This is a genomic window from Arsenicibacter rosenii, assembly GCF_001870735.1.
Lineage (GTDB): Bacteria > Bacteroidota > Bacteroidia > Cytophagales > Spirosomataceae > Arsenicibacter > Arsenicibacter rosenii.
In genome coordinates, this window is sequence record NZ_MORL01000003.1 from 291,493 (window position 1) to 313,917 (window position 22,425).

The 22,425-nt window shown below is 57.3% G+C and carries 38 protein-coding genes; all 38 read left to right on the forward strand.

Annotation, left to right across the window (positions count from 1 at the left end):
* The first annotated feature begins 1 nt into the window (after nucleotide 1).
* Nucleotides 2-262 (forward strand): hypothetical protein, encoded by a 261-nt coding sequence (locus BLX24_RS07925; RefSeq protein ID WP_071502571.1) that lies wholly within the window; start codon nucleotides 2-4, stop codon nucleotides 260-262.
* 35 nt (nucleotides 263-297) lie between these two features.
* Nucleotides 298-564, forward strand: a complete 267-nt coding sequence (locus BLX24_RS07930; RefSeq protein WP_071502572.1) for a hypothetical protein — start codon at nucleotides 298-300, stop codon at nucleotides 562-564.
* On the forward strand, nucleotides 561-1,214 hold the full coding sequence (locus BLX24_RS07935; RefSeq protein WP_071502573.1) for a helix-turn-helix transcriptional regulator: 654 nt from the start codon (nucleotides 561-563) through the stop codon (nucleotides 1,212-1,214). The genes BLX24_RS07930 and BLX24_RS07935 overlap by 4 nt, the downstream gene beginning before the upstream one ends.
* Nucleotides 1,215-1,219: 5 nt before the next feature.
* A complete protein-coding gene (locus BLX24_RS07940; protein ID WP_071502574.1) occupies nucleotides 1,220-1,471 on the forward strand; it encodes a hypothetical protein in 252 nt (83 codons plus the stop codon).
* Nucleotides 1,472-1,485: 14 nt separating this feature from the next.
* A complete protein-coding gene (locus BLX24_RS07945; RefSeq protein WP_071502575.1) occupies nucleotides 1,486-1,905 on the forward strand; it encodes a hypothetical protein in 420 nt (139 codons plus the stop codon).
* A gap of 3 nt (nucleotides 1,906-1,908) precedes the next feature.
* Nucleotides 1,909-2,232, forward strand: a complete 324-nt coding sequence (locus BLX24_RS07950) for a hypothetical protein (protein ID WP_071502576.1) — start codon at nucleotides 1,909-1,911, stop codon at nucleotides 2,230-2,232.
* Nucleotides 2,219-2,554: a CHC2 zinc finger domain-containing protein gene (locus tag BLX24_RS07955; RefSeq protein ID WP_071502577.1), complete on the forward strand. Its 336-nt coding sequence runs from the start codon at nucleotides 2,219-2,221 to the stop codon at nucleotides 2,552-2,554. Before BLX24_RS07950 ends, BLX24_RS07955 begins: the two co-directional genes overlap by 14 nt.
* Entirely contained in the window at nucleotides 2,505-5,810 is a 3,306-nt protein-coding gene (locus BLX24_RS07960) for a toprim domain-containing protein (RefSeq protein ID WP_071502578.1), read from the forward strand. The genes BLX24_RS07955 and BLX24_RS07960 overlap by 50 nt, the downstream gene beginning before the upstream one ends.
* Nucleotides 5,773-6,087, forward strand: coding sequence for a hypothetical protein (locus BLX24_RS07965; RefSeq protein ID WP_071502579.1), 315 nt, complete (start codon nucleotides 5,773-5,775; stop codon nucleotides 6,085-6,087). The genes BLX24_RS07960 and BLX24_RS07965 overlap by 38 nt, the downstream gene beginning before the upstream one ends.
* Before the next feature lie 23 nt (nucleotides 6,088-6,110).
* The gene (locus tag BLX24_RS07970; protein WP_071502580.1) at nucleotides 6,111-6,722 is read left to right on the forward strand and encodes a hypothetical protein; all 612 of its coding nucleotides are present in this window, start codon (nucleotides 6,111-6,113) and stop codon (nucleotides 6,720-6,722) included.
* An 18-nt stretch (nucleotides 6,723-6,740) separates the two neighbouring features.
* Entirely contained in the window at nucleotides 6,741-7,247 is a 507-nt protein-coding gene (locus tag BLX24_RS07975; protein ID WP_071502581.1) for a single-stranded DNA-binding protein, read from the forward strand.
* Nucleotides 7,247-7,432, forward strand: coding sequence for a hypothetical protein (locus BLX24_RS07980; RefSeq protein ID WP_071502582.1), 186 nt, complete (start codon nucleotides 7,247-7,249; stop codon nucleotides 7,430-7,432). Before BLX24_RS07975 ends, BLX24_RS07980 begins: the two co-directional genes overlap by 1 nt.
* Nucleotides 7,383-7,739 (forward strand): LytR/AlgR family response regulator transcription factor, encoded by a 357-nt coding sequence (locus tag BLX24_RS07985; RefSeq protein ID WP_083421856.1) that lies wholly within the window; start codon nucleotides 7,383-7,385, stop codon nucleotides 7,737-7,739. The genes BLX24_RS07980 and BLX24_RS07985 overlap by 50 nt, the downstream gene beginning before the upstream one ends.
* Nucleotides 7,736-8,074, forward strand: coding sequence for a hypothetical protein (locus BLX24_RS07990; protein ID WP_071502584.1), 339 nt, complete (start codon nucleotides 7,736-7,738; stop codon nucleotides 8,072-8,074). Before BLX24_RS07985 ends, BLX24_RS07990 begins: the two co-directional genes overlap by 4 nt.
* Nucleotides 8,043-8,261 (forward strand): hypothetical protein, encoded by a 219-nt coding sequence (locus BLX24_RS07995; RefSeq protein ID WP_071502585.1) that lies wholly within the window; start codon nucleotides 8,043-8,045, stop codon nucleotides 8,259-8,261. The genes BLX24_RS07990 and BLX24_RS07995 overlap by 32 nt, the downstream gene beginning before the upstream one ends.
* Before the next feature lie 12 nt (nucleotides 8,262-8,273).
* Nucleotides 8,274-8,582 (forward strand): hypothetical protein, encoded by a 309-nt coding sequence (locus tag BLX24_RS08000; protein ID WP_071502586.1) that lies wholly within the window; start codon nucleotides 8,274-8,276, stop codon nucleotides 8,580-8,582.
* Between the two features lie 69 nt (nucleotides 8,583-8,651).
* Entirely contained in the window at nucleotides 8,652-9,197 is a 546-nt protein-coding gene (locus BLX24_RS08005) for an HD domain-containing protein (protein ID WP_071502587.1), read from the forward strand.
* Nucleotides 9,194-9,694, forward strand: coding sequence for a hypothetical protein (locus tag BLX24_RS08010; protein ID WP_071502588.1), 501 nt, complete (start codon nucleotides 9,194-9,196; stop codon nucleotides 9,692-9,694). Before BLX24_RS08005 ends, BLX24_RS08010 begins: the two co-directional genes overlap by 4 nt.
* Nucleotides 9,691-9,891 carry a hypothetical protein gene (locus BLX24_RS08015; protein WP_071502589.1) on the forward strand — a complete coding sequence of 67 codons (201 nt, stop codon included), beginning with the start codon at nucleotides 9,691-9,693 and terminating at the stop codon, nucleotides 9,889-9,891. The genes BLX24_RS08010 and BLX24_RS08015 overlap by 4 nt, the downstream gene beginning before the upstream one ends.
* Before the next feature lie 70 nt (nucleotides 9,892-9,961).
* Complete coding sequence (locus BLX24_RS08020) at nucleotides 9,962-10,933, forward strand: HNH endonuclease signature motif containing protein (protein WP_071502590.1); 972 nt, start codon at nucleotides 9,962-9,964, stop codon at nucleotides 10,931-10,933.
* Complete coding sequence (locus BLX24_RS08025; protein WP_071502591.1) at nucleotides 10,905-11,159, forward strand: hypothetical protein; 255 nt, start codon at nucleotides 10,905-10,907, stop codon at nucleotides 11,157-11,159. The genes BLX24_RS08020 and BLX24_RS08025 overlap by 29 nt, the downstream gene beginning before the upstream one ends.
* A gap of 23 nt (nucleotides 11,160-11,182) precedes the next feature.
* The gene (locus BLX24_RS32645) at nucleotides 11,183-11,335 is read left to right on the forward strand and encodes a hypothetical protein (RefSeq protein ID WP_177225799.1); all 153 of its coding nucleotides are present in this window, start codon (nucleotides 11,183-11,185) and stop codon (nucleotides 11,333-11,335) included.
* On the forward strand, nucleotides 11,325-11,537 hold the full coding sequence (locus BLX24_RS08030; protein ID WP_071502592.1) for a hypothetical protein: 213 nt from the start codon (nucleotides 11,325-11,327) through the stop codon (nucleotides 11,535-11,537). The genes BLX24_RS32645 and BLX24_RS08030 overlap by 11 nt, the downstream gene beginning before the upstream one ends.
* Nucleotides 11,534-12,304 (forward strand): hypothetical protein, encoded by a 771-nt coding sequence (locus BLX24_RS08035; RefSeq protein ID WP_071502593.1) that lies wholly within the window; start codon nucleotides 11,534-11,536, stop codon nucleotides 12,302-12,304. The genes BLX24_RS08030 and BLX24_RS08035 overlap by 4 nt, the downstream gene beginning before the upstream one ends.
* A complete protein-coding gene (locus BLX24_RS08040; RefSeq protein ID WP_071502594.1) occupies nucleotides 12,301-12,942 on the forward strand; it encodes a hypothetical protein in 642 nt (213 codons plus the stop codon). Before BLX24_RS08035 ends, BLX24_RS08040 begins: the two co-directional genes overlap by 4 nt.
* 3 nt (nucleotides 12,943-12,945) lie before the next feature.
* A complete protein-coding gene (locus BLX24_RS08045) occupies nucleotides 12,946-13,299 on the forward strand; it encodes a hypothetical protein (protein ID WP_071502595.1) in 354 nt (117 codons plus the stop codon).
* A gap of 37 nt (nucleotides 13,300-13,336) precedes the next feature.
* Entirely contained in the window at nucleotides 13,337-13,576 is a 240-nt protein-coding gene (locus BLX24_RS08050; RefSeq protein WP_071502596.1) for a hypothetical protein, read from the forward strand.
* 672 nt (nucleotides 13,577-14,248) lie between these two features.
* Nucleotides 14,249-14,827 (forward strand): hypothetical protein, encoded by a 579-nt coding sequence (locus BLX24_RS08055; RefSeq protein WP_071502597.1) that lies wholly within the window; start codon nucleotides 14,249-14,251, stop codon nucleotides 14,825-14,827.
* Nucleotides 14,820-15,269: a hypothetical protein gene (locus tag BLX24_RS08060; RefSeq protein WP_071502598.1), complete on the forward strand. Its 450-nt coding sequence runs from the start codon at nucleotides 14,820-14,822 to the stop codon at nucleotides 15,267-15,269. The genes BLX24_RS08055 and BLX24_RS08060 overlap by 8 nt, the downstream gene beginning before the upstream one ends.
* 120 nt (nucleotides 15,270-15,389) lie before the next feature.
* Nucleotides 15,390-16,727, forward strand: a complete 1,338-nt coding sequence (locus BLX24_RS08065) for a S49 family peptidase (RefSeq protein ID WP_177225800.1) — start codon at nucleotides 15,390-15,392, stop codon at nucleotides 16,725-16,727.
* A 48-nt stretch (nucleotides 16,728-16,775) separates the two neighbouring features.
* Nucleotides 16,776-17,861 (forward strand): hypothetical protein, encoded by a 1,086-nt coding sequence (locus BLX24_RS08070; RefSeq protein ID WP_071502600.1) that lies wholly within the window; start codon nucleotides 16,776-16,778, stop codon nucleotides 17,859-17,861.
* Nucleotides 17,862-17,915: 54 nt separating this feature from the next.
* Nucleotides 17,916-18,269 carry a hypothetical protein gene (locus tag BLX24_RS08075; RefSeq protein WP_071502601.1) on the forward strand — a complete coding sequence of 118 codons (354 nt, stop codon included), beginning with the start codon at nucleotides 17,916-17,918 and terminating at the stop codon, nucleotides 18,267-18,269.
* Between the two features lie 37 nt (nucleotides 18,270-18,306).
* The gene (locus tag BLX24_RS08080) at nucleotides 18,307-18,837 is read left to right on the forward strand and encodes a hypothetical protein (protein WP_071502602.1); all 531 of its coding nucleotides are present in this window, start codon (nucleotides 18,307-18,309) and stop codon (nucleotides 18,835-18,837) included.
* The gene (locus BLX24_RS32085) at nucleotides 18,803-19,006 is read left to right on the forward strand and encodes a hypothetical protein (RefSeq protein WP_143092604.1); all 204 of its coding nucleotides are present in this window, start codon (nucleotides 18,803-18,805) and stop codon (nucleotides 19,004-19,006) included. The genes BLX24_RS08080 and BLX24_RS32085 overlap by 35 nt, the downstream gene beginning before the upstream one ends.
* Nucleotides 19,007-19,041: 35 nt before the next feature.
* On the forward strand, nucleotides 19,042-19,665 hold the full coding sequence (locus BLX24_RS08085) for a hypothetical protein (protein ID WP_071502603.1): 624 nt from the start codon (nucleotides 19,042-19,044) through the stop codon (nucleotides 19,663-19,665).
* A 50-nt stretch (nucleotides 19,666-19,715) separates the two neighbouring features.
* Nucleotides 19,716-19,919, forward strand: coding sequence for a hypothetical protein (locus BLX24_RS08090; RefSeq protein ID WP_143092605.1), 204 nt, complete (start codon nucleotides 19,716-19,718; stop codon nucleotides 19,917-19,919).
* A complete protein-coding gene (locus tag BLX24_RS08095) occupies nucleotides 19,916-20,533 on the forward strand; it encodes a hypothetical protein (RefSeq protein WP_071502605.1) in 618 nt (205 codons plus the stop codon). The genes BLX24_RS08090 and BLX24_RS08095 overlap by 4 nt, the downstream gene beginning before the upstream one ends.
* The gene (locus tag BLX24_RS08100; protein WP_071502606.1) at nucleotides 20,514-22,238 is read left to right on the forward strand and encodes a hypothetical protein; all 1,725 of its coding nucleotides are present in this window, start codon (nucleotides 20,514-20,516) and stop codon (nucleotides 22,236-22,238) included. Before BLX24_RS08095 ends, BLX24_RS08100 begins: the two co-directional genes overlap by 20 nt.
* The last annotated feature ends 187 nt before the right edge of the window (nucleotides 22,239-22,425 follow it).

A 22,425-nucleotide genomic window follows, 5' to 3' on the forward strand; every position in this document is an offset into this window, starting at 1 on the left:
TATGGATGCACCCCTACTCAAATTCATCGGCACGCTGGTGCTGACCACCGGAGCAGCCGTCTGTTACGGTGTATTTATCCGGAGCAGCAGACAGCAGATTACACGCATGGAAAGCCTGTATCTGACCGGCAAGGTGCAGCACGCCACCTACCGCCGGTTTACGGATGGCATGTGGCAGACAATGATCTTAGTGTCGGTCGTCCTGCTGCTGATGATCGCCGGGTCGGTTGCCCAGATCCTGAATATGCTCGGTATTCTGTAGCACAGTCCCACCACAGAGAAAAACGCATAACAACTATGGCAGGAAGAAAGAAAAAACGCATTGAGGGCAGCAAGAATGCCCTGTGGACCTTATACCAGAACGCGGATCAGCTGGTACGGGATGAAATTCAGCTGGAGCTGAAAAAGGCTGATCTGTTTGACCACTGGCTGCGCACGGCCAGCGTGGCAGGCTATAACCTGTACCATGCGGCCGCTCCCCTGCGCGATACGTTTGTCCGGCTGCTGCCGGAATCGGCACCCCTGTTTGAGAAGAACGCAAACCTGCAAACCGCTGAAGCATGAGCCAGACAGTAAATACTGAGATCGCGGATCAGGAGCCTTTCCTGCCGGACTGGTCATCCAAACCCGGCAATACCATCAAGTCGGTGATGCTGGAGAAGGAAATCACGCCGGGTTATCTGGCTAAAAAACTGGAACTGTCTGACACCGACTTCCAGAAACTGCTCGACGCAGAGATCCCTGTTACCCCGGGGATTGCCCGTCTGCTGTCAATCTATCTGGGTGCAAGCATTCAGTTCTGGATCAACCGGCAGAAACACTACGAAGAAGCATTACAATCATCACCCGTAATAAACACAGATATGAATCAGGAAACCGTCCGGATCAGCCAGGCTGAAGAGGACATCAAACGCCGCAGAGACGAAAAGGCCGTCATCGACGAGGCCATGCAGGCCCGTGGCCAGTCAGAACCGGATGAAACGGTCATAGCTCCCCCGGCCGCCGAACCGGCCGATCAGGAAGTGGTGCAACTGATTGAGAAGCTGAAGGCAGCGAAAGCCCGCTACAACGAATCAGCCAGAGAGTTCAATCAGCTTGTCAGGCTCGCCCAGGAGTTAGGCCTCGGTATGCAGATCCGACATCACAAAGGAGCCTATAGCGGCTTTTATGAAGGAGATGTAACGGTTAGCGTCACACAGCACATCCGGTTGTAACGTGTATGGATACCCCGTCACTCACGGCTACCCACTGGCCACTGGACCGGATCTATACCGAATGGCTGTTTAACGATCTGTGGGGCCACCCGACCGATGCGCTGCTGGTGATGGCCGGCCGGATTGACCACCAGCTCGATGCGCTGGTCACTGCCGGCAAGATGCTGACCGATGACGGCGTTCACTACGCTACCCTGGAAAAAATCCGGCTTGACATTGAAACCATCCTGACCATCCGCTCCGGATGCGACGACTAATCTCACCGATTCCCATGCTTACCAAACCCTGCAAAGTCCAGTCGGTACGGCCCACGCCGGTCCTCTTTGACCGCAACGATCACGCCGTCACCATCACCACCGCCCATATGTGCCTGCTTCAGGCATCGCTCGACGAAATTATCCGTGCCTGCTGCAAGGCGGATCACCACGACCGCAGCCTGCTCAAATTGTTTGACCGCAATCCGCAGGACGTCCGGATTCAACTGGAGCGGATCCGGATGCGTCACCTTCAGGACTGGGACAGCCGCGAGTACCGGCTGGTACTGACTACCCGCGAGCTGGAGCTGCTGAAAAGCATTGTCCACGACCGGGAGATTCTGCTGGCCGGGGAGCCGGGCTGCCTGGCACGGACCTCGTTTATTTCTGATCTGCTGCTGGCCATCCGTCAGCGGCTGTACACAACCCGCCGCTAAGCCATGCTTGTCGAGATCACCTACCCCGTTGTACTCTTCAATGTCATCCGGCTGCAGATGACTGAAGAGGATCTGGAGCACTTCAAGGGCCTGCCCCAACAGGAGCGTGCGGAGCTGATCTGCCGGCTCAACGACGAGCGGGCGCTGCCCGATATCACGTTCCGGTCGCTGATTGAACAGGCGCTGGAAATTGATTGCGCCCACATTAAGCCGGCAGCGAAGACAACCACTGATACCGGCCGGCCGGTACTGCTGCGGCCGGCCGCGTCGTCCGTGCTCAAGCCGTGGGATAACACCCCGTTTATGCGCCATTATGATACGTGCTGACTTTATCGAGCGCCTGCGGCAGCAGGCCGATATCGTGCAGATCACCGGCGAGCTGATCAAGATCAGAAAAGCCGGCAGCCAGTACAAGGCCTGCTGCCCGTTTCACGAAGAGAAATCCCCGTCGTTCAACATCAACCCGAAGACGCAGAAATACAAGTGTTTCGGGTGCGGCCAGAGCGGCGACGTGTTCCGGTTCGTGATGAATTTCAAACGTTTTACTTTCACCGAGGCCGTCGAGTACATCGCCGGCCGCTGCCACCAGGTTGTGGAATATGAATCCCCAGACTACAAACCCAGCCGTTTCCGGGACATACAGTTATGATGACTATTATACGATCAACCAGAAGGTTGCCGAGAAGTACCATCGCACCCTGCTGGAAGAGAAAAGCGCCCCGGTGCGGGCGTATCTCTACAGCCGCGGCCTCACCGACGACGCCATCCGCCACTGGCAGATCGGCTACGCCCCCAGAGACTGGCGGCACCTGACGACCTCGCTGATCGAGAACGCCATATTTGAGCCGGCCGCGGAGCTGGGCGTCGTGGTGAGCGAAAACGGCCGCAACCGTGATTTTTTCTACGACCGGATCATTTTTCCGATCCGCGATGAGCAGAGCCGGGTCACGGGCTTTACCGGCCGCACGGTGGGTAAGCCCGCCGACGGGCAGCCCAAATACCTCAATATCCGTAACACGGTGCTCTTTGAAAAGTCCGAGGCCATGTACGGTATTCACCGGGCGATCCGGGAAATGAAGCGAACCAAAAAAGCGGTTCTTGTCGAGGGGCAGCCCGACGTAATCAGCCTGCACCGCGCCGGGCTGGAGAACGCGGTGGCCAAATCGGGCACGGCGCTGACGCAGAAGCAGACAGAGCTGCTGCTGCGTCACTGCGACGTGGTGACGCTGATCTACGACAACGATACCGCCGGCCAGAAGGCCCTGGAGAGTAATCTGGAGAGCCTGCTGCTGTCGGGCCTCAGGGTCAAGATCTACCGGCTGGCGGACGGTTTCCACGATGCCGACGACTGGCTGACCTGGGTGAGTAAGGTCTTTGGCGCACCGCTGGAAGACTGCCAGCGCCCGCTGGGCATTGCCCGCTATGTGGAGCAGGAATCGGAAGACGGCTTTCTGAGCCTTGCCGAAAAGCTGCTGAGCACGGACCTGATCGACGAGCGGGTCGAGGGCAGCCGCCGCATCGTGGAGATGCTGGCCAGCATGCGCGACGGCCACTGGGCGCAGGAGTATCTCTCGGAGCTCTGCAAGCGCCGCAAATACGGACTGAACCAGAAAGACATCTGGAAACAGGTGCAGGAGCGGAAAAACCCGGCCAAAGAGGTCCGGGACGATGACGGCGACGATCACTGGGAGCTGCCCGAGTGGGTCGAAGCCCGCGAGGTGCGCGAGTGGGGATTTGCCGAGCGCCTCAAGGGCGATAAGCAGTGGCCGACGGGCTATTACTTCGGCACGCTGTCGGGCTCGCTCGACCGCATGCCGGTGACCAACTTCGTGCTCACCCCGCTGTATCACATCAAAGACCGGGGCAACGTGCGGCGGCTGGTTGAGATGACCAACGGCCACAAGCGGGTGTACGTCGAGATTAACTCCAAGGTGCTTAACTCCGTGCAGAGCTTCGAGGAGGAGGTCTCCAACTTCGGGCATTTTATGACGGATGCGAAGTTTAAGCGGGATCATCTCAAGCGCATTGCCAACAAGATCATGGCATTGACTCCGGAGGTGTTTCCCATCAAGACGCTGGGCTGGCAGCCGGAAGGTTTTTTTGCCTGGAGCAATGCGGTGTACAACGGACATCTGGAGCACTACGATGAGCACGGGATTGTGAAGATGGAAAACGGGGATCATTTCTTTTCGCCGGCACTAAGCCCGATTTTCGCCAATTTCCGCCAGGAGGACGACGCCTACCAGTTTGATAAGTACCTGTCGTTTCAGCCCTCGCCGGTCGCCTTCGGGGAGTGGGCAGCCCTGCTGAAAAAAGTATACGGCGAGCGGGCGATCATCGGATCGGTCTTTGCCGTGACGGCCCTGTTCCGCGACGTGGTGCTCAAATCCAGCAAGATTCCGATTATCTACTGCTACGGGCCCAGAGACTCCGGAAAATCCACGTTTGCCGAATCGATCATGTACCTGGTTTTCGGCGGGCTGGACGCGTCGGGTAAGCTCATCAAACCGCTCAACTTTACCAGCTCGCCCACGAAAGCGGCCTTCTGGACAGCAATGTCCAGATACCGCAACTGCCCGTACGTGTTTAACGAGTTCGACGATCAGCGGGTGGAAGACTGGGCCTTTGATGCGTTCAAATCGGCCTGGGACAACGAGGGCCGTCTGCGGCAGAAAAAGGATGATTCCCAGTCATCGGAAATGCAGAATGTGAACTGCGCCCCGATGATTGTGGGGCAGTACCTGTCCACCCGCGATGACGGATCGGTCACCAGCCGCTCGCTGATCTTTGAGTTTGTCAACCGCAAGGACGATCCGTTTACGGACGAAGAGATCCGCAACTACGACCGGCTGCGGGATCTCCAGCAATCGAACCTGTCAGGCATTCTGACCGAGATTCTGCCGTTCCGGAAAAAAATGGAAACGGAGTATCAGACCGTGGTGCGCAAAATCAAGGAGCAGCTGCGCGAGCGGCTGGAGCAGCTGGAGGTCAAGCAGTACCAGAGCCGGACGTTCGAAAACGTCACCTGCCTGCTGGCGGTCTACGAAACGCTGAAGGAGGATCTGGTCTGGCCCTTTGAGGCGCCTGAGATCTGGGAGTACTGCATTCAGATGATCAAGCAGATGTCGGCGCTGCTGACCGAAACCGATGCGCTGAGCTCGTTCTGGAGCATGCTGGAATATCTGCTCGACCGCGCCGAGATTACCGGCGGCTGGGATTTCCGCATCGACACCGTTACATCGGTCAAGCTGCACGGGGGCGACAAGAAGGCCTACGAGAAGAGCTTCGACAAGCCGAAGCGGCTGCTGTACCTGCGGGTGAAAAACGTCTGGAAGCCCTACGCCGAAAACGCCCGCCGGCAGGGCGAAACGCCGATGAAGGAACAGACGCTGACCGTGTATCTGCGCCAGCAGGCCTACTACATTGGCTGGAATAACAGCATCTGGTTCAAGCGCGGGACCGAGGGCACCAACTCCAGCGCCCTGGTTTTCGATTACGACATGCTGGCCGAACGCTCGGGCATCAGTCTGGAGCGGGCGCCGGAAGAGAGCCCCGACAGCCGCGCGGTGATGAGCTTTTCGGGCGTGCTGGTGAAAACCATCGAGAAGGTACCCGCCGGCTCCGGGATCATGATCATTTTCTGGCTCCAGGTTACCATGATAAAAAACCATGAGTCGGAGATTTTCGACACCGATCAGTACGCCATCAAGTGCTACTCGCCGGATCTGGCCCATGCCGGTCTGCAACCCGGCGGCCGCTACCAGGTCTCCGGTGCCTACAGCGAGCAGCCGTATCAGAACGCTGCCGGCAAGGGCGTCCTGCGCAAGCTGGACGTAACCGAAGTCACGGAGCTAAACACCATCGCCTATGAACAGGGATTTGAACAGCGCGACCCCGTCTTCTGATCCGCTCCGGCTGGTCAAATTCGGCACGCTGCTGAGAAACCGCAGCGGCGAGGGGCTGGTGGTGGTGTCGGTGGTCGAGGGCTTCCGCAGCGGCCGGCCGGTGATAACCCATCTGGAGCTGCTGGAGTGTAAGACCCAGCTGCTGCACGAATACCTGCCGGAGGAGATCCGCAGCGCCCTGACGCAAGGCCTGCTGACGATCGCAAGGCCCAACCGGTCCCGGACCGTGAACCGCTGGAAGCAGGGCGGTGAGACCCCGTGGCGCAGTGATGAGTAAACCATTTTAACCCCAATAACAACATGGCAGAACAGACAGAAAAGCCAACAATTACCGGTATCTGCAATCAGCTCTACCGGCTGAGAGACGACCTTTTACTGCTCCGGCTGAGCGAAGGTCCGAGACCGCAGGGATGGACAGACCTCCATAATAACGCCCTGGAGGAGAAATTGTCCGAAATCGACAATCTGATTAATCAGCTCTACCAGATCGGCTCACAGCCGGAAATCACCGCAACACTGGAGCAGACAACCGATGAACCTAAACTGGTGCTGCATGACATTGACCTCTGGCAGGTCAAACCTGACGGAACGCTGTACAACGGCTTCTGCAACCGCGCCGGTGTTGACCTTGAGCAGGAAACCTTTGCACCCGATATCCGGCTGATCCAGAAAACCGACTCGCTGCGCCGCCAGATCAGCCGGTTGATTGATGATCCCGTCTTTGGAAACAGGCTTAATTATCCGGACCTGCAGGCATTGTTCCGGAGTCACTGGGAAGAAATCATGCGTTGTCCGGACCGCGTCAGGCAGGATCAGCTTTGCACGCAGCTGCGCAACCTGATCGATCACACCGGAGACCTTGCCAAATCGGTGATGACTGTAACGATTCAGGACGTAAAACTTTTCAGATAACCAATAATTCGTACCAACATGCAACAGTTCATTTTTTCGGGCCGTCTGGGCCGTGATGCCAGAGTGGTAGAGGTCGCCGGCGGCGATTCATTTGTCTCCTTCGCCGTGGCTGTCGATGATTCGTACAATGACAAGTCCGGCAACCGCGTGGAGCGTACCGACTGGTACGATGTGACCTACAACAACGCCAAAGTAGCCCCGCTGCTGCTGAAAGGCGCCGGCGTGCTGGTGATGGCCCAGAAACCCATTGCCGAGCAGTATGAGAAAGACGGCTTCGTGCACGCAAAAATCAAGGTCCGGGCCCTGCGGCTGGAAGTCTTCAAAAAAGCCGAATCAGAATCCGGCTCCGGTCAGGGCATGGCCGGCCAGATTGCGCAGCGGGATCCGGTAACCGAACAGCCTTTCGGCTCGGGATCCCACGGCAGGACGTCAGCGATTCCGCCGGCGGTACCGCCGGTTAACACCACGCAGCAGAACCTGGTACAGGGCCAGACGGGCGCCGACGATAACGACCTGCCCTTCTGATGAAAGCGCTGCTGCAGTGGCTTCCCGTAGCCCTGCCCGCCCTGCTGGTACTGGCGGGCGGGATCAGCTGGCGGCTGGTTACCCGGACGGCCGCCGCTAAAAACACAGATCCGGTTCACCGTATAAAAAAACGCTATGCAGCCTATCACAACCAATCCCGCCGTCGTTCGCCTGCGCGGCCGTAACGGCAAGTTTATTCCCGTGCCCCTGAGCCAGATTGTCCGCATGGAGGGCGACATTAACTACAGCTGGGTGTATCTGACAGACGGCACCCGGCTGGTGCAGGGCAAGTGCCTGAAGATGATGCAGCAGGCGGTGCCGGGCTTTATCCGGATCCATAAATCGCATCTGGTCAACCCGCAGTTTATTCACCGGTGCATGGTGCCCAGGGGCCGCGAAGGGGAAATCATCATGCGCTCCGGGCTGACGCTGCCGGTCGCCAAACGCCGCGGCAAAGAGCTGCTGGAAACGTGGGAAGGGGTTGCCGCATGACCCGCTTTCAGTATACGGTAACGGTCGATATGGACCTGACGGCAGGGCCCCTGCAAACCGTCTTTCACGGCTGGCGGGTCGGTTACTCGGCGATGATGCCGCCGGATGCTGAAGAGTGGACCGGACCCGACGGCCGGTTAACCCCGGAAGGCAGCACGGCCCTGCTGCACGCGCTGGCCAGAGGCATCGATGCGGTGATCCGCCGCAGCAAGGCCGATTACGGCGCTTCGGATGCACAGCTGCTGCGGGATACGGTCGAAACCCTCGAAGAATTATTCATTACTAACCTTGATCTGAAAACCCATGGCCTGGCAGTCGAAACTTACGAAAGATGATTTTACCATTATCCGCCTCGGATCAGCGATATCGGTCTATGATCCGGTCACAAAGAAAGAGATACCGGTGCGCAGCCATGAGCTGGAAAACGCCGCTGCCGGCGGCGATACCGTTACGCCGCTTCAGCTGATTGACTACCTGATCGGCAGTGGCCGGCTGACCCATCCCTTTGATGAATTTGTTTAAACCAGTTTTCCGATGAATACCAATCCCGAAAAACCACCGATTGTTGCCGTGACGGCAACCCGTCTGCGGGCCGAACAGATGCCCAACCGCAAAACCCGCCGGACGCAGTTTATCCATACCGGCAAGCTGCCGGTGAAGGGCAGCAAACCGGTAAATATCCTGAGCTCCCTACAGGATGCCTCCCTGCTATGTGTGATGCCCGACGGCAGCGGTTATCTGCTGAGCGCAACATTATTTGCTAACGAATGCTCCGTGCTCTGGCAGCAGGAGAACACCCCGAAAGCGGAGCCGGATCCGGTCCCCGCCGCTACTAACGCCTAACGCTCCCTGATTTTTCTGCTACTGACAGCCGGCCATGCGCCGGGTTGGGGATACTCATTTCAATTCTGAATGGAAACGACACAAAATCTCTACACGCCGGGTACAATCCGGCTTCATTCAGGCCGGTACGTGGACGTAACCGGCCTGACAAAGGACGATATCCAGCTGGAAGATATCGCCCACGGGCTCTCCCACCGCTGCCGGTTTTCGGGGCACACGGTGCGGTTTTACTCCGTGCTTGAGCACTCGCTGCGGGTGGCGGAACTGGTACCGGCCGAGCACCAGCTGGCCGCCCTGCTGCACGATGCCAGCGAGGCCTACCTGTTTGATATGCCCTCGCCGGTGAAGCAGTTCTTCCCGCAGCTGGTGGATCTGGAGCACCGCGTCTCCATGGTCATCTTTCAGCGCTTCGGGCTGCTGAGCAGCTGGCCGCTGGCGGAGGTGATCAAGCGCGCCGATACCCGCGCCCTGGAGGAGGAATGGGCGGGGCTCATGATCAGTGACAATAACAACATGGGGCACCGCGATCCCAAAAACGTACGGGCGGCGTGGCTGTTTGCCGTCAGGGCCCGGCTGCGTGAACGGGGGATGGTGCAGGAAGGGGGTGCGGTATGAAATTCAAGATAATGGCAGGGACCGAAACCTACGCCCGTATCAATGCCATCGCCGCTGAAATTAAGCGGTGTCAGAGGGAAGCAATTGCTGTCACGGAGGAACTGGGCGGCAGCGGGTATTATGGAGAAGTACTGTACGTGGATACCGGAATCACAGCAATCACCTGCGAGCAGCCGCCCGCATGGCCCTATAAGCGGGTGAGGAAGCGGGGACACGGGGCAGCGGCTTATTTTCCAAGGAACGTAAAGGCAAATCAGGCTATTCTGGAGCGTATCCGCAGGCTGCCGAAAGTGCATCAGGATCAGCTGAATCAGGCCATCGGGTTTGTCGCCCATTGCGTTGATGACCGGTATTTCTTCAGCTTCGGACTACTTACCGGCAAGGACTTCCATCTGGTGAGCATCGACGAGCGGGCGGACTACACGCCGCTTCCCGACATGAGCGAGATCACCGTGTCTGAGTACAAACAACTACGGGAGCAGGGAGGTGAGCCGTGAACGAAGAACAGGAACAGGCATTCCGGACGGCCTGGGACTTCCAGATGCAGCTGCTGGCCGAAGAGCTGGCAGCTGCCCGCGATCAGGCTGTGGAGAAATACCGCAACAGGGGACTCAACGGTCACCCGCCTGCCCGCATGGCCCGCGTAACGATGAACATGACGCTGATGGACATTCTAACCTCTCGCAGCCAATGAACCTACTTTTTTTACCCCGTCGGACAATATAAGCAAACCAGCTAGCTGGAGCGAGAAGGAGATCAGTTACGTGCGGGCTAATTACCTGCTGAAAAACAACCAGGAGATGGCCGCTGAGCTGGGCCGGAGCCTGGCCTCGGTAAATGATCTGCTGTCGGCCAGACTGAAGCTGAAGCGGCCTAAGGAGCTGGTCATCCGGTTCCGGACCCGGTCCCGGAAAAAATCGGATGGATGGAGTCAGCAGGAACTTGATTTTCTGAAGGACAACTACCTGCACATGACCAATGAGGAGCTGACGGTGGCACTGGGCCGCACGAAAGGGGCCGTGCAGACCTGTCTTCATAAACGGCTCAGGGTAACGCGCCCCGCCGGCTGGTTCAGTCAGCACCATCACCGGTTTAAAAAGCAGGATAATATCTGGTCCCAGGCCGAGATCGGCTTTGTCAGGGAAAACATCGAGCTGATGACCAACGAGGAAATTGCCAGGGAGCTGGGCCGGACAAAAGGAGGTGTCAAGTCAATTATCAGGCGTTACAATCTGCTGCGGTCGAAAGAGGCGATCAGCCGTTTCGGAAAACGCCCTAATGCAGGGCACTATAAAAAAGGGCAGCTGCCGCTGAATACCATCTACGATGAGGGCGAAGTGGTCAGGATCCGCCATGCTAAAACCGGTGCCGGAAGACAGAAACTCCCTTACAAATACATCAAGCTGGATATGGGCAAATGGCAGCAGTATCACCAGGTAATCTGGATACGGGCCAACGGTCCCATTCCGGACAAACACATCGTCGTTTTCCGCAACGGCGATCAGATGGACTGCCGGCTGGAGAACCTGGAGCTCATTACCCTAAAGGAAAACGCCATCCGAAACTCGGGCAGTATCCGGCTCACCGACGGCTATGTGGCCCAGACAATGTCCCCCCGCAACGCAGCGCTGCGCGAGCAGCTCAAGGAATTTCCCGAACTCATCGACGCCCGCAGGGCACAATTACAACTTAAACGCTTAATAAAACATGACAACGCAGAGCATTCAGAAGACTGAAAACAGGGTAAAGGCCATGATCGGAAAGACATTCATGGTCAATGCGTTTGCCCACAAGATTGTAAACTACCAGATCCAGGACGGCAGACTGACTCTGGTTTCGGACAGGAAGTTCTTCCCGGCCGTCGAGCTGGTGAACGCCGACCGGTTTCTGGAGCAGTTTCTGGAAACCGACGAGGAAGCCCTGCCGGCCGTAGTAGCGGAGAACCGGCGTCGCTTCAGGTAGCGGGCGACATTAAGAACATCCTGATGGAGAACATCCGGAAAGTACAGGCTGACAAGAGCTACATCCCGCAGGCGGCCGAGATCGCCAATCAGGTCGATAAGCTCTTTGCCATGGCTAAACTGGAAATTCAGTACATGCAGCTGGTGAAACACGCAAACAAAGCCGATGAAAGCTGATATTTTCTCGCTGCCCTACCGCGCCAGACCATGCCCTCCGGCCATGCCGGAGGCTGTCTGGCGGGCCTTCGCCGAAGCGGCCGATCACCGCGGCTCCCGTGACGAATGGCTCGTTAAGTGGCAGGCCTATCAGGCGCTCCACGATCAGTATTATACTCCCGACGGCAAGCTCAGAGAGCAGCCCAAAACAGAAAGTATATGAAAGGCATCAATTTTATCCGGCAGATGTACGAGCGTACCGTGGCCGGCATCAAGACCCAGACCCGCCGGACGGGCGGGCTGGAATATATTAATGAAGCAGCCGATACCTGGCTACATCTTGGCTGCGGGCCGGTCGATGAAAGCGGCAAGCTAACCGTCACCGGTGCACAGCCGGGAGAAAAACTTCTTTCTATAGTGCATACCACCAACAGGAACGTTTTGAGGGGATATGTGGACAGCAATAGCAATGAGCTCACCTTTCACGGCTTCAAACGTTCTGACCGGCGTAAACAAGTAGCCGTTTTCCGGCACAAGGAACGTGGCTACACGTACCATTTTGTGTTTCCCTGCTATCAGCCCGGCGAAACGCTCTATCTGAAGGAGCCGTATCAGACAGATCCGGAAACGAATCAGCTTATCTACCGGTTCGACCGGCCGGTCCGGGAAGGAGATAACCGTGAGGTGAAATGGAAAAACAAACTGTTCATGCCGGCATCAGCTGCCAGAGCCTGGATCCGGATCACCGGGGTACGCTGCGAGCCGGTCAGACAGATCAGCGAGGCTGACGCAAAGGCAGAAGGGGCTGACTGCGGTATCCTGCGGCTGGAGAAGGGACAGGTTGCGCAGCTGATCCGGACAGATCCGCCCGAAGGCAGCTACCGCAACGGGTTCGAATTCATCCTGCACTCGGTTACGGGCGGGGCGCAGGCGTGGCAGGATGACAAGTGGGTATTTGTCTATGAATTTGAGCTGGCCGAGAAACCATGAAAGTAACCTGGACATACTACCTCAAGGAAGAAGGCCGCACAATTGATCTGGAGGTAATCTACGTACCGGCACTGGACAAGCATACCCTGAAGGGCGGCGGCTTTCGTACCATGGACAACGTAGCGATCGTCAACCGGTCAACCTTTCATATTTTCAGCCACGGCGAACTCAGTGAACGGCAGGCAGCCTACCGGCACCTTGTCCTGCTATGTAAGTCAGGAGGGCTGAGAATCGGGGATGATCTGATATCGATCCCGGAAGTGATTCAGGCAGAGAACAGCAACCGGCTGCCCGGTGAAGATCCACAAGCCGGAATTCAGTCTCAGCTGGCAACCTTAGGTTTCCTGCCCAACGAACGCCTGATATGCGGTCTGCGCCCCCATTTCCGGCGCGGCGATGACATTCTGTTTCTGATCGGAGCCAACTACTGGATCCGTAAAATTGCGATGATCGGCATCTGCGTGGCAGCGTATCCGCATGAGGTTTTCGGCGTACTGATGCCCGGCGCTCCGGATAACGCAGCGAAGGACTGGGTGACAGATCCAAAAATGAAACTGCTGCAACCGGATCCGCCGGCGATCGGCCGCTGGAGTAATGATGGCAACTCGATTATTTACCAACCCTACACATTTAATTAAGCTATGGAACAAATGACACTGGCTGAGGCCATCGAAAAAGGATACGATTATTGCCTAATGAAGGGCGATAAAAATGTAACAGAGCTACGTGACGTAGATATTGAGGATCTGGCCGAACGGGGAGCGGTGTTGTGTAAGAGCGATCCGGTTTTCTATGAAATCAATTCGGAAACGCTCCGGCAGATTGTAATTGATCATTTTAGCAACGGGGAGTCTTTCAATGATCCAGATAGGGAAATGGCGTCAGCGGTGGAGGATATGAGCTTGACACAGTATGAGCCGCTGACAACCTTGATTAACGATGCGATTTCGTGTTACTGTTTTTATCCGACACTTAAAATAGAATTGATTCTTTAAAATATTACATACAGGATATTTAATTAATTTAAGGACCATGTTTAAACCAGGCACTGTCGTTAAATCACGTCTGCGGACAGAGAAGCATCCGCTTTTTCTGATAGTAGTAGACGAATACAGGGAAGATGAATCTGATTTGTTATCTTTTAAAGCCGTTGTTTTGACAGATAAAGGCAACGGAGACGAGTATTATCCGGGAGAATTGTCCAACGCCTGGAACACCCCGAATTTTATCGTTTCAAGCTGGGCAGAAGTCAAGGAATATCTTCATGACTGAACGGGCTTCAAGCCCAAAATCACACAAGGAGGCAAAAGCCTCCTTTTTTTTTGGACATTTTTAATTTTTGCCCGATTAGTCTACAAAATCCACCATTTTGATATTATGAATGATAATTAATTTATTTAGTTATCACTGTGCCAATATCAGTAACTTAACAGTAGCCTGCCGGGGCAAAAACCGGAGGCTCTCCCCTGTTCTCCCGAGTTGTCCCGAGTAAGTCCCGCACCGCTCCCGCATCCATTACCGTATGGTCATGTATAAAAAAGGCCGTTTCCGGCGTTTTGAGCGGGGTCGTTTTTGGCTTTTGAGAAAAAACGAAAAGCTGTAGCAACCCGTGAAAATCCTCCCGCAAACTCCCGCAAATTCCCTGCTTAACTTAACTTATTGATTATTATATACTTATTATTTATTATCTATTAAAAACCACAGGGGAGTTTGCGGGACGTGCGGGAATTTGCGGGAGTGCGGGAGGATTTTGAAAACCGTTACGCACTTTTGGGCATCACGCATTTTTTTTGCGCCTTCCCTTCTCCCGGCCTGTTTCGGGGCTGATCCGGCATTTTTGTGTTTTTCACGGTTTGCGGTTACGTGTGCCGCAGTCTGATTATGCGGCTACCGCCTGCCCTCTCCGCGGTGGTAACTTAGGGGCAGGTTTACCCCCGTCAACTAATGAGAAACGATCCGGTAATTTTTCCGCTGCCCGTCTGCGAGCACGTCTATAAGTATCTGCGTGTGCGGCTGGCCGGTGAGCCGCTGCTGGCAACCTTTGAGAATGCTCCGGTCGGCACCTGGCTGTGGGCACTGGCCCAAAGCGAAAAGGTACACCTCTATCAGAAGCACGGCGGCCGCGTAAAACGGTACCGCAAGTACCGGCTCGACGAAATGTCGCGTAATTACGTGGTGGGCATCTACGAGTTTCATACCTCCCGCTCCCAGCTGCTGCTCAACATCGCCGAGCTCCAGATCTTCAACCGGATTGTGACTAAGTTCATGTTCGACGATCTGCTGGGGGATATCGACGCGCGGGATCCCGCCGTGACCGTGCAGCGGGCGATCCGCAACATTGCCGACCGGTATGATTTCTCGGACGATGACCTCTCGGAGGCCAGTCTGGAGCAGCTCTACTACCGTACCCGCGCGGGCCGTAACCGGCAGTCCTACCGCCGGCCGGACTGGGATTCGGTGATGCGTACAACGATTGTCGGGGAGACGGCCCCTGCCGCGCCGATTATTTACGCCCATGAATGATCTGAACTTTACGCCCGGCAGCGCCAATACCGGCGGGGTGTTTCTGCTGCGGTTTGCCCCGCTCGACAGCATTACGGCCATCGGTACGGAGGTAACCTTTGCCGCCGGCGCCCGCTGGCTCTCCTGCTACGGCTCGGAAGGCTCGCTCAGCTGGGAGGAGCAGCAGAAGGATACCGATAACGGGCCGGTCTGGGAGCTGAGCGTACAGGCGTTTCTGCCCGGCGACTCGGCCGCTATCCGGGCCCGGCTGGCGGCAATGACCACCCGCCGCTTTGTGCTTGAATGCGAAGACAACGAGGGGCTGGTCCGCCGCGCCGGCGCGGTCGGGGCGGGCCTTACCTTCAGCTATAGTTTTTCGCCGGGTGCCAATCCCGGCGAGCGGCGCGGCAACCGGATCACCTTTGCCGGCCAGCTGACCGCACCGCCTGACCTTATTGATTGACTGACTGATTGAACTTTGGGAACGTATAAAGCCGGACGGGTATCCTGTCCGGCTTTTTCTGCGTACAACGATTGTCAGGCAGAGCTGCCGTGCGGGGGCGCAATTTCCGGCATGGATAGCATGCAGACCCTTGCCTCTCTTATACAGCACACCTGGCTGATTGATCAGGCGGCCGGCCGTTTTGTACTCCGCCAGCTCCTTGAAAACAAGGCACAGCCGGCCGAACCCGCCGTTACGTATGCCGGCGTCCGTTCTTCGGCTCCGTCCCTGATGGGCGGCGGTACGCAGGGCGCCATGCCGGGCTCGGTGGTGGTTATCTGCGTGGACTACCCGCTCTACGGCTTTTACGCCGACTGGCTCTGCCGGCAGCTGCAGCAGGCCTCGATGAACGAAAACGTCGTCGGTATTATCTGCAGGATCAACTCGCCGGGCGGCGTGGATCAGGCGGCCTATAAGCTGTTTGACACAATCCAGGCGATTAAGAAGCCCAAAATCGCCCTGTGCGAATACGGCCTGATGGCCTCGGCCGCCTACTGGTTTGCCCTGGGATTCGACTACATCATGGCCAGCCGTGCCACCGACCGCATCGGCTCGATCGGCGTCTACAGCACCTTCATGGACGATACGGGCTTCTGGGAGCAGTACGGCTTTACGCTGAAGGACATCTACGCTCCCGAGTCGGACCGCAAGAACGAAGAGTTCCGGGCCGCCCAGGAAGGGGATTACAGTCTCTACGAGGCCAATAACTCCCGGGTAGCGCAGCTGTTCATTGCTGCGGTCAAACAGTATCGCGCCGGTAAGCTGAAAATCACCAAAGCCGATGATCCCACGCGCGGCGCCCTGTACGTAGCCAGCGACGCCCTTAAAAACGGCATCATCGACGAGATCGGCACGGCCGACCGCGCCCTTCAGCTGATTGCCCGCATGGCCGCCGGCGAGACGATTCAGGACATCCTCAAATCCGAAGCCCCGGACGATGCCGGCGAGGAGGATGACGATCCGGAAGAGGATCCGGAGCACGAGCCGGACGACGCCCCGGAAGCTGCCGCACAAATTCAGTCCAGTAACCAAAATCCCGATACATCTATGTTTGGCGACAAACACAAAAAGCTGACGGCTCTGGCCGGTCAGGCTGCCGTCAGTGACGAGCAGCTCAACGAGGTAAATGCCAACCTCGATTCTCTGGGCATTACCGGCGTGCGGGTGATCAGCACCGGCTACCTGAACGAGGCAGAAAATGCCGTTTCGGCCCTGGCCACCGCCAACACCACCATCACCACGCTGACCGCCGAGCGCGACAGCTACAAGGCCAAAGCCGAGGCCTACGGCTCGCAGCCGGGTGCCACGCCGAGCAAGGTCGAGAAAGCCGAAGAGCCGCTGGCGACCGCTACGCCGCAGGTGATCTCGGAAACTGATGCCGAAATGCAGCGCATGCTGAAGAAACAGCAGGGCAAATAAGCCACCGTTCACCAACACTCACCCGTAACTTCTCACTCTCTTTCCACTATGGCTATCGTAACCACAACAAACGATATCTCCGCCATCAACAGCTACGCGGGATCCTACCAGTCCCAGATTATTGCGTCAGTTGTGAATGGTCTGGATATCGTTAACGATGTGACGCTGATCCGCAACCTGCGCGAGCCCCGCATTCTGCCGAAGTATTCCGGCAACGGCGGCATGCGTCCCCTGAATACCGACGTCCGCACGCCGAAGGGGAAAGCCGGCAGCTTCTCAACGCGCACCATTACCCCGCGCACGTCGATGAAGATTCTGGATGTCATTCCGGAAGAACTCCGCAAGACGTTCCTGGGCCGTGATCTGGCGGCAAATCAGAAGGAATATCCGCAGGGCTTTGCCCAGTATTTCTGGGCCGAACAGGGCCGCGTGATTCAGGCCGAAATCAACGACAACGCCTATTACGGGGTTGATTCCGAGTCGATCGCTGCCTACAATGCCGGCTCTACCTACGCAGTGGGTGACCGGATGATGTTTACGGATAATGTCTTTTACCGCTGCGTATCGGCCACAACGGCCGGCCAGTCGCCGGTGACAAACCCGGCCAAATGGGTAGACTGCGACAGTGAGGTGCTGGCCAAGGGCTTCGGTACCATCATTGCCGAGCTGTACGCCTCCGGGCTGGCTACGGCCAACAAGATCGCTACCGGCGCCATCACCAGCAGCAACTGCTTTGACAAGGTCACGGACTTCTACAACGCGATGACTACGGCGAAAAAGGCCAAAGGCGGCTTTTTCTACGTCAGCTACGACATCTACCAGAAGTACGCGCTCTCGCTGCTCAATAAGTTCACCAATGGTACCAGCGCCTTCCAGGTGCCGGGTACGCCGAACTACTTTGTGTTTGGCTCGGGGAACAAATGGCAGCTCAAGCCGTGCACGTGGATGGGCAGCTCCCAGCGCATCATCGCCACCCAGATGGAAAACCTCTACATGGGTACGGATCTTACCTCTGATCTCAACTCGATCGGCAACATGGTTCCGCACATCCACGGCATGACCTATAAGTACCAGATGATTCTGGCTTATCAGATCGCTGATCCGGATATGCTCTTTGTCAACGATCAGGTTTAACCGCTAACCCTCCGGTAACGCCCTGCCTGCGGGGCGTTACCGTCTGATTTTACCATGGACGAAAAAGACAAACTGATCGCTGATCTCAGAGAGCAGCTGATCAAGAAAGACGAGGTCATTGCCGCAAGGGACAAGACCATTGCCTCGCAGGAAACGGACCTGACGGCTGCGGCCGGGCTGGTTGCCGGGCTGCGCCAGAAGCTGACTGCTGCCGAAGCTACGGCAGAGACGGCTCCCGCAAAACCGACGCTGACCGTCGCCAGGAAGGAATACGAGTTTCTCTCGGATTTTAGCTGGAAGGGCGAGGAAGTAACGTTTGAGGTGCTGAAGGCCAACAAAAAACTGGCTGAGGAGCTGGTGAAGGAAGGCGTGGGTAACCTGCGGCTGCTGACACCGGAACAGGCGTAATTCCGATCTGTATTCACCCGTAAACCAGTACTAACCAATGGCTATTACATACGCAGATATGCTGCCGCCGACCGGCGAAGAGGTGAACATGGGCGGTCTCTCCGAGCGCCTGTGGTTCGCCCGTAAGGTCGATATCCAGACGTGGTCCGCTCCGGCCGCTTCGCCGGCCAGCCCCTACATTCTCACGTCGGCCTTTCAGATGAAAACCGGCAAGAAATTTTACGAGTGCTATATCACCCAGGACACCGGAGACCTGGAGCTTCAGTCGATCGGCGAGGTGGACGGTAAGTCCTTCAAGCCGGTGCTGAAAGCGTTCTACCCGGGTCTGGAGGATGCGGCCATCACGTTCTTTAACCAGATCAAAAACGATGTGATCATCGTGATCGCCGAGCTGCCAGACGGCAAGATGCTTCAGCTGGGTAACGAACGTTTCTCGATGCGGGTATCGCCGAATTTTAAGACCGGCGTAAACTCCGGCCGCGGCCGTGGCATGGAATTCGAAGTGACCGGTTTCATTCCTTACATCTACCGCTATGCCGCGACCGTCCCAGTCACCCCTGCCAGCTAACGAGCCGGCAGCGACACGCTTTTTCAGCGTGACGGGTCTGGCGCCGGCGGATGAGATGCCGGTCTATTTCGAGGGCAAACGCTACGATCTGGCCCGGCTCACTGATGAGGAGGCGGAATACCTGCTTCAGTTTCCGGAGCAGGTGCCCTACCTGACACGCAACCCGTAACCAAAAGCCCGGCCTTTCCCCCGGGCTTTTTTTGTATGACCGACCTGGAACGACTTACTGCCTGGCTGGAGGCTCCGGTGTATCCCGCCGGCGTGCTGCTGTACGAGCGGCTGATCGGGACCGGCTTTGTACTCTCGGTACTCAAGGCGGGTGAAGACAGCTACAGCCGCTCGGTGCTCGAAGCTGCGCTGAGCGAAAAACATGCGCAGCTGCTGGCTGAGCAGCAGGCCCGGCAGCAGGAGCTGCCGCCGGTGCTGGCCGAAGGTAAGCTGCGGGCGGGAAAGCTGCTCGACGAGCGGATCGTGCTCAAGGAACGCATGCGGCTGCTGCATGCGGGCGGTACCTCCTCCGGCGATCAGCTGCGGGAGCTGGCTTTTCAGGTGCTGGCACTCAACGATCAGCTCGATGAGCACTTCGGGCAGCAGGATTTCTATGAGCAGCACGGCTATCTGCCCGATGCGGATCCCCCCTCCTGCACCACCCCCCTGGCGCTGACCACCCGCCGCAATACGCTGCGGACCTACGTGACCCGCTACAGCAAGCAGCTTCAGCAGGCCTACGGGGCCGGCGAGATCAGCCGGCTTCAGCACAAGCTCGACCATTACCGGGCCGAGCTGTTTGCCGTAGAAACTGAGCTGCAGAAAGCCGCTGCGGATTGAACCCTGTGAACCCCCTGATTGATTTCTGTGAATTTTATCCCTCAAACGTGATGATATCCCTCTCATTAACAGACGACGGCCGGCCCTGTCTGGAATTTACAATCTCCTCCCGGCCCGCCGGCATTGACAGTAAGTTACTGAAGTCATTTGCAGAGCAGGCTGCATCCGGCGCCCTGGTCTGCCAGCCTGCCGGCGAGCCGGTTAAGTGCGATGACGGTACTGAGCTGACCACGTATCAGATCCGTGTCCAATGAGCAGCGAGCTGACAACGTCATCCGGCGGCGGGCTGGCTAAGTGGGAGGATAAATTCGACCGGGTCTACCGCTGGTACCGCGATGAGACAGGCAGTATTACCCTGCCGGCGGAGCTGGAACAGGAGCGCCGGCAGTGGGCCTGGATCTACGCGCTGATGGAATCCGGCGCCCAGACAAAGGAATCGCAGCTGGTACTGGCCATACAGAAGCAGTACCCCGGCACGCAGGCACGCGTTGCCCGCCGGTTGCTGGATGACACCAGGCGGTTTTACTCCGTGCTGGGCAAACCCAATCTGGATTTTGAGCGGGTGATGCTGATCAGTCAGCTCCGCGAAGATATCCGCCGCGCCCGCCGGTCGGAAGACTTCAAGGCGGTCGCCTCCCTGAGCAAGCTCTATGCCCAGGTGATCGGCGCCGATCAGCCCCAGGAGCAGGTTGAAAACAAAACGGTCATTAACGTGCTCAACTTTAATCCGGTGCAGCTGGGCGGCGAGGAGATCGACCCCGAGCAGCTGGAGAAGCTGATCAAAAACCTGAAAGCGGCCGATAAACGCAAACGTGAGGAGGAATTCAGCGACTTTACCACCCTGGACGATGACGACACTACTGCCTGACACCTATAAAACCCTGGACAGCGTGCTGCGCGATGATCTGGGCGCCACGCTCCAGCTGGCCGGGCTGGAAGCGCCCGAAAGCGGGCTGGCGGCCGACGTGGACATTACCCACCTGCACTACAACAAGCCGCAGCTGCGCTCGATGCTGGTGGGCGCCAACGAGGAATACGCCGTCTGGGGCCGTGGCACCGGAAAATCCGAGGGGTTGATTGCCCCCCGCACCTACCGCAACATGCAGGTGATGCCCCGCTCGCACGGCTGCTTTGTGGGCGCCACCTACCTGCAGTTACTGGAGCGTACGCTGCCACCGGTCATTAAGGGCTGGGAAAACATGGGCCTCAAACGCAACCGTGATTTCTGGATACGGGAGCGGCCGCCTAAAAAGCTGGGCATCCCCGAGCCGATCGTGGGGCCCATCACCACCGAGCACTGCATTTTCTTTCGAAACGGGGCGATCGCCAGCATGATCTCTCAGGACCGGCCGGGCAGCGCCAACGGCAAGACCGTACACTGGATTGCGGGGGATGAGGCCAAGTTTCTCAATAAACAGAAGCTCGACAGCGAGCTGTTAATGACCAACCGCGGGGATGAGCGCTATTTCGGCGGCATCCCCGAATTTCATTCCCTGCTGTTCTGTACCGACATGCCCACCACCAAGGAGGCCATGTGGATTCTGGAGCAGCAGAAGCGCATGGATCCCGACCGGATCCGGATCCTGCTGGCGATTCAGATTGAGATCTATAAGCTCTACGAGCAGCTGCTGTGCTACCCGGCCCGGCGCAAAAGCATTCTGAGCCGGATTAACGCCTGGCAGAAGGAATGGAATGAGCTTCGGGCCGGTACGGTCTTTTTCTCCGAGGCCTCGACGCTGGATAACATTCACGGCTTCGGGCGCAAAAACATTGCCCGGCTGCGGCAGATCCTGCCGACGTTCATCTTCCGGACGGCCATTCTCAACGAGCGGCCGTTTCTGACCGAGAACGCCTTCTATCCGGATCTGGATGAGCGCCACTTCTACGACGCCTACAACTATGACTACATCGACTCCTATGAATTCGGTAAGGGGGAGTTCCGTGATTCGCGTAAGGATGCTGATGTGGATCCGTACGCGATGCTGGAGATCGGGCTGGATTACGGGGCATCGATCAACTGTATCAGTGTGGGGCAGCCGGCGGGAAAGAAGTACAACATTGTCAACGCGCTGTATGCCCGCCACCCCCAGCGGCTGCGCGATGCCCTGCTGGGGTTTGCTAATTACTACCGCTATCACCATAACAAGTATGTGCGCTACTACTATGATCACACCGCTATCGGCTCGGACGCTAAGGATGATCAGACCTATAAGGATATCGTCGTGGATGTGCTCAGCCAGGCTGGCTGGACCGTAGAGCCCTACTGGATCGGGCACACAGCCAGCTATCAGTACCGCTACGAGGTATGGGGCAGCTGTCTGAGGGGCAACCGTGACCGGCTGCTGGAGGTAGGCTTTAACCGGGGCAATACCGAGTACCTGCGTACCTCCATGCAGAACGCGTCTATCAAGGAAGGAGGCAGGGCATTCGAAAAGGATAAGGGCAATGAGCGCAAACCGAACCTGGATCAGCGCGAGACCACCCACTTTTCGGACTCGGCGGATACGCTGCTGGTGGGTGCCCTGAAGGTACACCGCCACATGAGTGCTGAATCGTTCGATGTGATCGGATAGCGGGCACACTGATACGATGACGGCTCAGGCGGCAGCGGGCAGGTGCGGGATGCACCAGCACCTCATCATATATGGTGCAGCCCGGCGGTGCAATTGCATTTTGAAAAGGCGCGTGGCCTCGGGGTTCGCTGTGTCAGACGGAGCCGTTTTTTTGGGTTTTCACCCCCTAACCGGCTGTTTTTCAGCG

Excerpts from the sequence above, each read along its gene's own strand:
- BLX24_RS07930 (WP_071502572.1), top strand. The coding sequence starts at position 298 with ATGGCAGGAAGAAAGAAAAAACGCATTGAGGGCAGCAAGAATGCCCTG.
- BLX24_RS07985 (WP_083421856.1), top strand. The coding sequence starts at position 7,383 with ATGCAGCCTATCACAACCAATCCCGCCGTCGTTCGCCTGCGCGGCCGT.
- BLX24_RS07960 (WP_071502578.1), top strand. The coding sequence starts at position 2,505 with ATGAATCCCCAGACTACAAACCCAGCCGTTTCCGGGACATACAGTTAT.
- BLX24_RS08085 (WP_071502603.1), top strand. The coding sequence starts at position 19,042 with ATGACCGACCTGGAACGACTTACTGCCTGGCTGGAGGCTCCGGTGTAT.
- BLX24_RS08040 (WP_071502594.1), top strand. The coding sequence starts at position 12,301 with ATGAAAGTAACCTGGACATACTACCTCAAGGAAGAAGGCCGCACAATT.
- BLX24_RS32645 (WP_177225799.1), top strand. The coding sequence starts at position 11,183 with ATGGAGAACATCCGGAAAGTACAGGCTGACAAGAGCTACATCCCGCAG.
- BLX24_RS07945 (WP_071502575.1), top strand. The coding sequence starts at position 1,486 with ATGCTTACCAAACCCTGCAAAGTCCAGTCGGTACGGCCCACGCCGGTC.
- BLX24_RS07935 (WP_071502573.1), top strand. The coding sequence starts at position 561 with ATGAGCCAGACAGTAAATACTGAGATCGCGGATCAGGAGCCTTTCCTG.
- BLX24_RS08065 (WP_177225800.1), top strand. The coding sequence starts at position 15,390 with ATGCAGACCCTTGCCTCTCTTATACAGCACACCTGGCTGATTGATCAG.
- BLX24_RS07980 (WP_071502582.1), top strand. The coding sequence starts at position 7,247 with ATGAAAGCGCTGCTGCAGTGGCTTCCCGTAGCCCTGCCCGCCCTGCTG.
- BLX24_RS32085 (WP_143092604.1), top strand. The coding sequence starts at position 18,803 with ATGCCGCGACCGTCCCAGTCACCCCTGCCAGCTAACGAGCCGGCAGCG.
- BLX24_RS08035 (WP_071502593.1), top strand. The coding sequence starts at position 11,534 with ATGAAAGGCATCAATTTTATCCGGCAGATGTACGAGCGTACCGTGGCC.
- BLX24_RS08070 (WP_071502600.1), top strand. The coding sequence starts at position 16,776 with ATGGCTATCGTAACCACAACAAACGATATCTCCGCCATCAACAGCTAC.
- BLX24_RS08060 (WP_071502598.1), top strand. The coding sequence starts at position 14,820 with ATGAATGATCTGAACTTTACGCCCGGCAGCGCCAATACCGGCGGGGTG.
- BLX24_RS07955 (WP_071502577.1), top strand. The coding sequence starts at position 2,219 with ATGATACGTGCTGACTTTATCGAGCGCCTGCGGCAGCAGGCCGATATC.
- BLX24_RS08005 (WP_071502587.1), top strand. The coding sequence starts at position 8,652 with ATGGAAACGACACAAAATCTCTACACGCCGGGTACAATCCGGCTTCAT.
- BLX24_RS08025 (WP_071502591.1), top strand. The coding sequence starts at position 10,905 with ATGACAACGCAGAGCATTCAGAAGACTGAAAACAGGGTAAAGGCCATG.
- BLX24_RS08045 (WP_071502595.1), top strand. The coding sequence starts at position 12,946 with ATGGAACAAATGACACTGGCTGAGGCCATCGAAAAAGGATACGATTAT.
- BLX24_RS07965 (WP_071502579.1), top strand. The coding sequence starts at position 5,773 with ATGAACAGGGATTTGAACAGCGCGACCCCGTCTTCTGATCCGCTCCGG.
- BLX24_RS08010 (WP_071502588.1), top strand. The coding sequence starts at position 9,194 with ATGAAATTCAAGATAATGGCAGGGACCGAAACCTACGCCCGTATCAAT.
- BLX24_RS07925 (WP_071502571.1), top strand. The coding sequence starts at position 2 with ATGGATGCACCCCTACTCAAATTCATCGGCACGCTGGTGCTGACCACC.
- BLX24_RS08055 (WP_071502597.1), top strand. The coding sequence starts at position 14,249 with ATGAGAAACGATCCGGTAATTTTTCCGCTGCCCGTCTGCGAGCACGTC.
- BLX24_RS08100 (WP_071502606.1), top strand. The coding sequence starts at position 20,514 with ATGACGACACTACTGCCTGACACCTATAAAACCCTGGACAGCGTGCTG.
- BLX24_RS07950 (WP_071502576.1), top strand. The coding sequence starts at position 1,909 with ATGCTTGTCGAGATCACCTACCCCGTTGTACTCTTCAATGTCATCCGG.
- BLX24_RS08075 (WP_071502601.1), top strand. The coding sequence starts at position 17,916 with ATGGACGAAAAAGACAAACTGATCGCTGATCTCAGAGAGCAGCTGATC.
- BLX24_RS07940 (WP_071502574.1), top strand. The coding sequence starts at position 1,220 with ATGGATACCCCGTCACTCACGGCTACCCACTGGCCACTGGACCGGATC.
- BLX24_RS07970 (WP_071502580.1), top strand. The coding sequence starts at position 6,111 with ATGGCAGAACAGACAGAAAAGCCAACAATTACCGGTATCTGCAATCAG.
- BLX24_RS07990 (WP_071502584.1), top strand. The coding sequence starts at position 7,736 with ATGACCCGCTTTCAGTATACGGTAACGGTCGATATGGACCTGACGGCA.
- BLX24_RS08090 (WP_143092605.1), top strand. The coding sequence starts at position 19,716 with ATGATATCCCTCTCATTAACAGACGACGGCCGGCCCTGTCTGGAATTT.
- BLX24_RS07995 (WP_071502585.1), top strand. The coding sequence starts at position 8,043 with ATGGCCTGGCAGTCGAAACTTACGAAAGATGATTTTACCATTATCCGC.
- BLX24_RS08080 (WP_071502602.1), top strand. The coding sequence starts at position 18,307 with ATGGCTATTACATACGCAGATATGCTGCCGCCGACCGGCGAAGAGGTG.
- BLX24_RS08030 (WP_071502592.1), top strand. The coding sequence starts at position 11,325 with ATGAAAGCTGATATTTTCTCGCTGCCCTACCGCGCCAGACCATGCCCT.
- BLX24_RS08095 (WP_071502605.1), top strand. The coding sequence starts at position 19,916 with ATGAGCAGCGAGCTGACAACGTCATCCGGCGGCGGGCTGGCTAAGTGG.
- BLX24_RS08000 (WP_071502586.1), top strand. The coding sequence starts at position 8,274 with ATGAATACCAATCCCGAAAAACCACCGATTGTTGCCGTGACGGCAACC.
- BLX24_RS08050 (WP_071502596.1), top strand. The coding sequence starts at position 13,337 with ATGTTTAAACCAGGCACTGTCGTTAAATCACGTCTGCGGACAGAGAAG.
- BLX24_RS07975 (WP_071502581.1), top strand. The coding sequence starts at position 6,741 with ATGCAACAGTTCATTTTTTCGGGCCGTCTGGGCCGTGATGCCAGAGTG.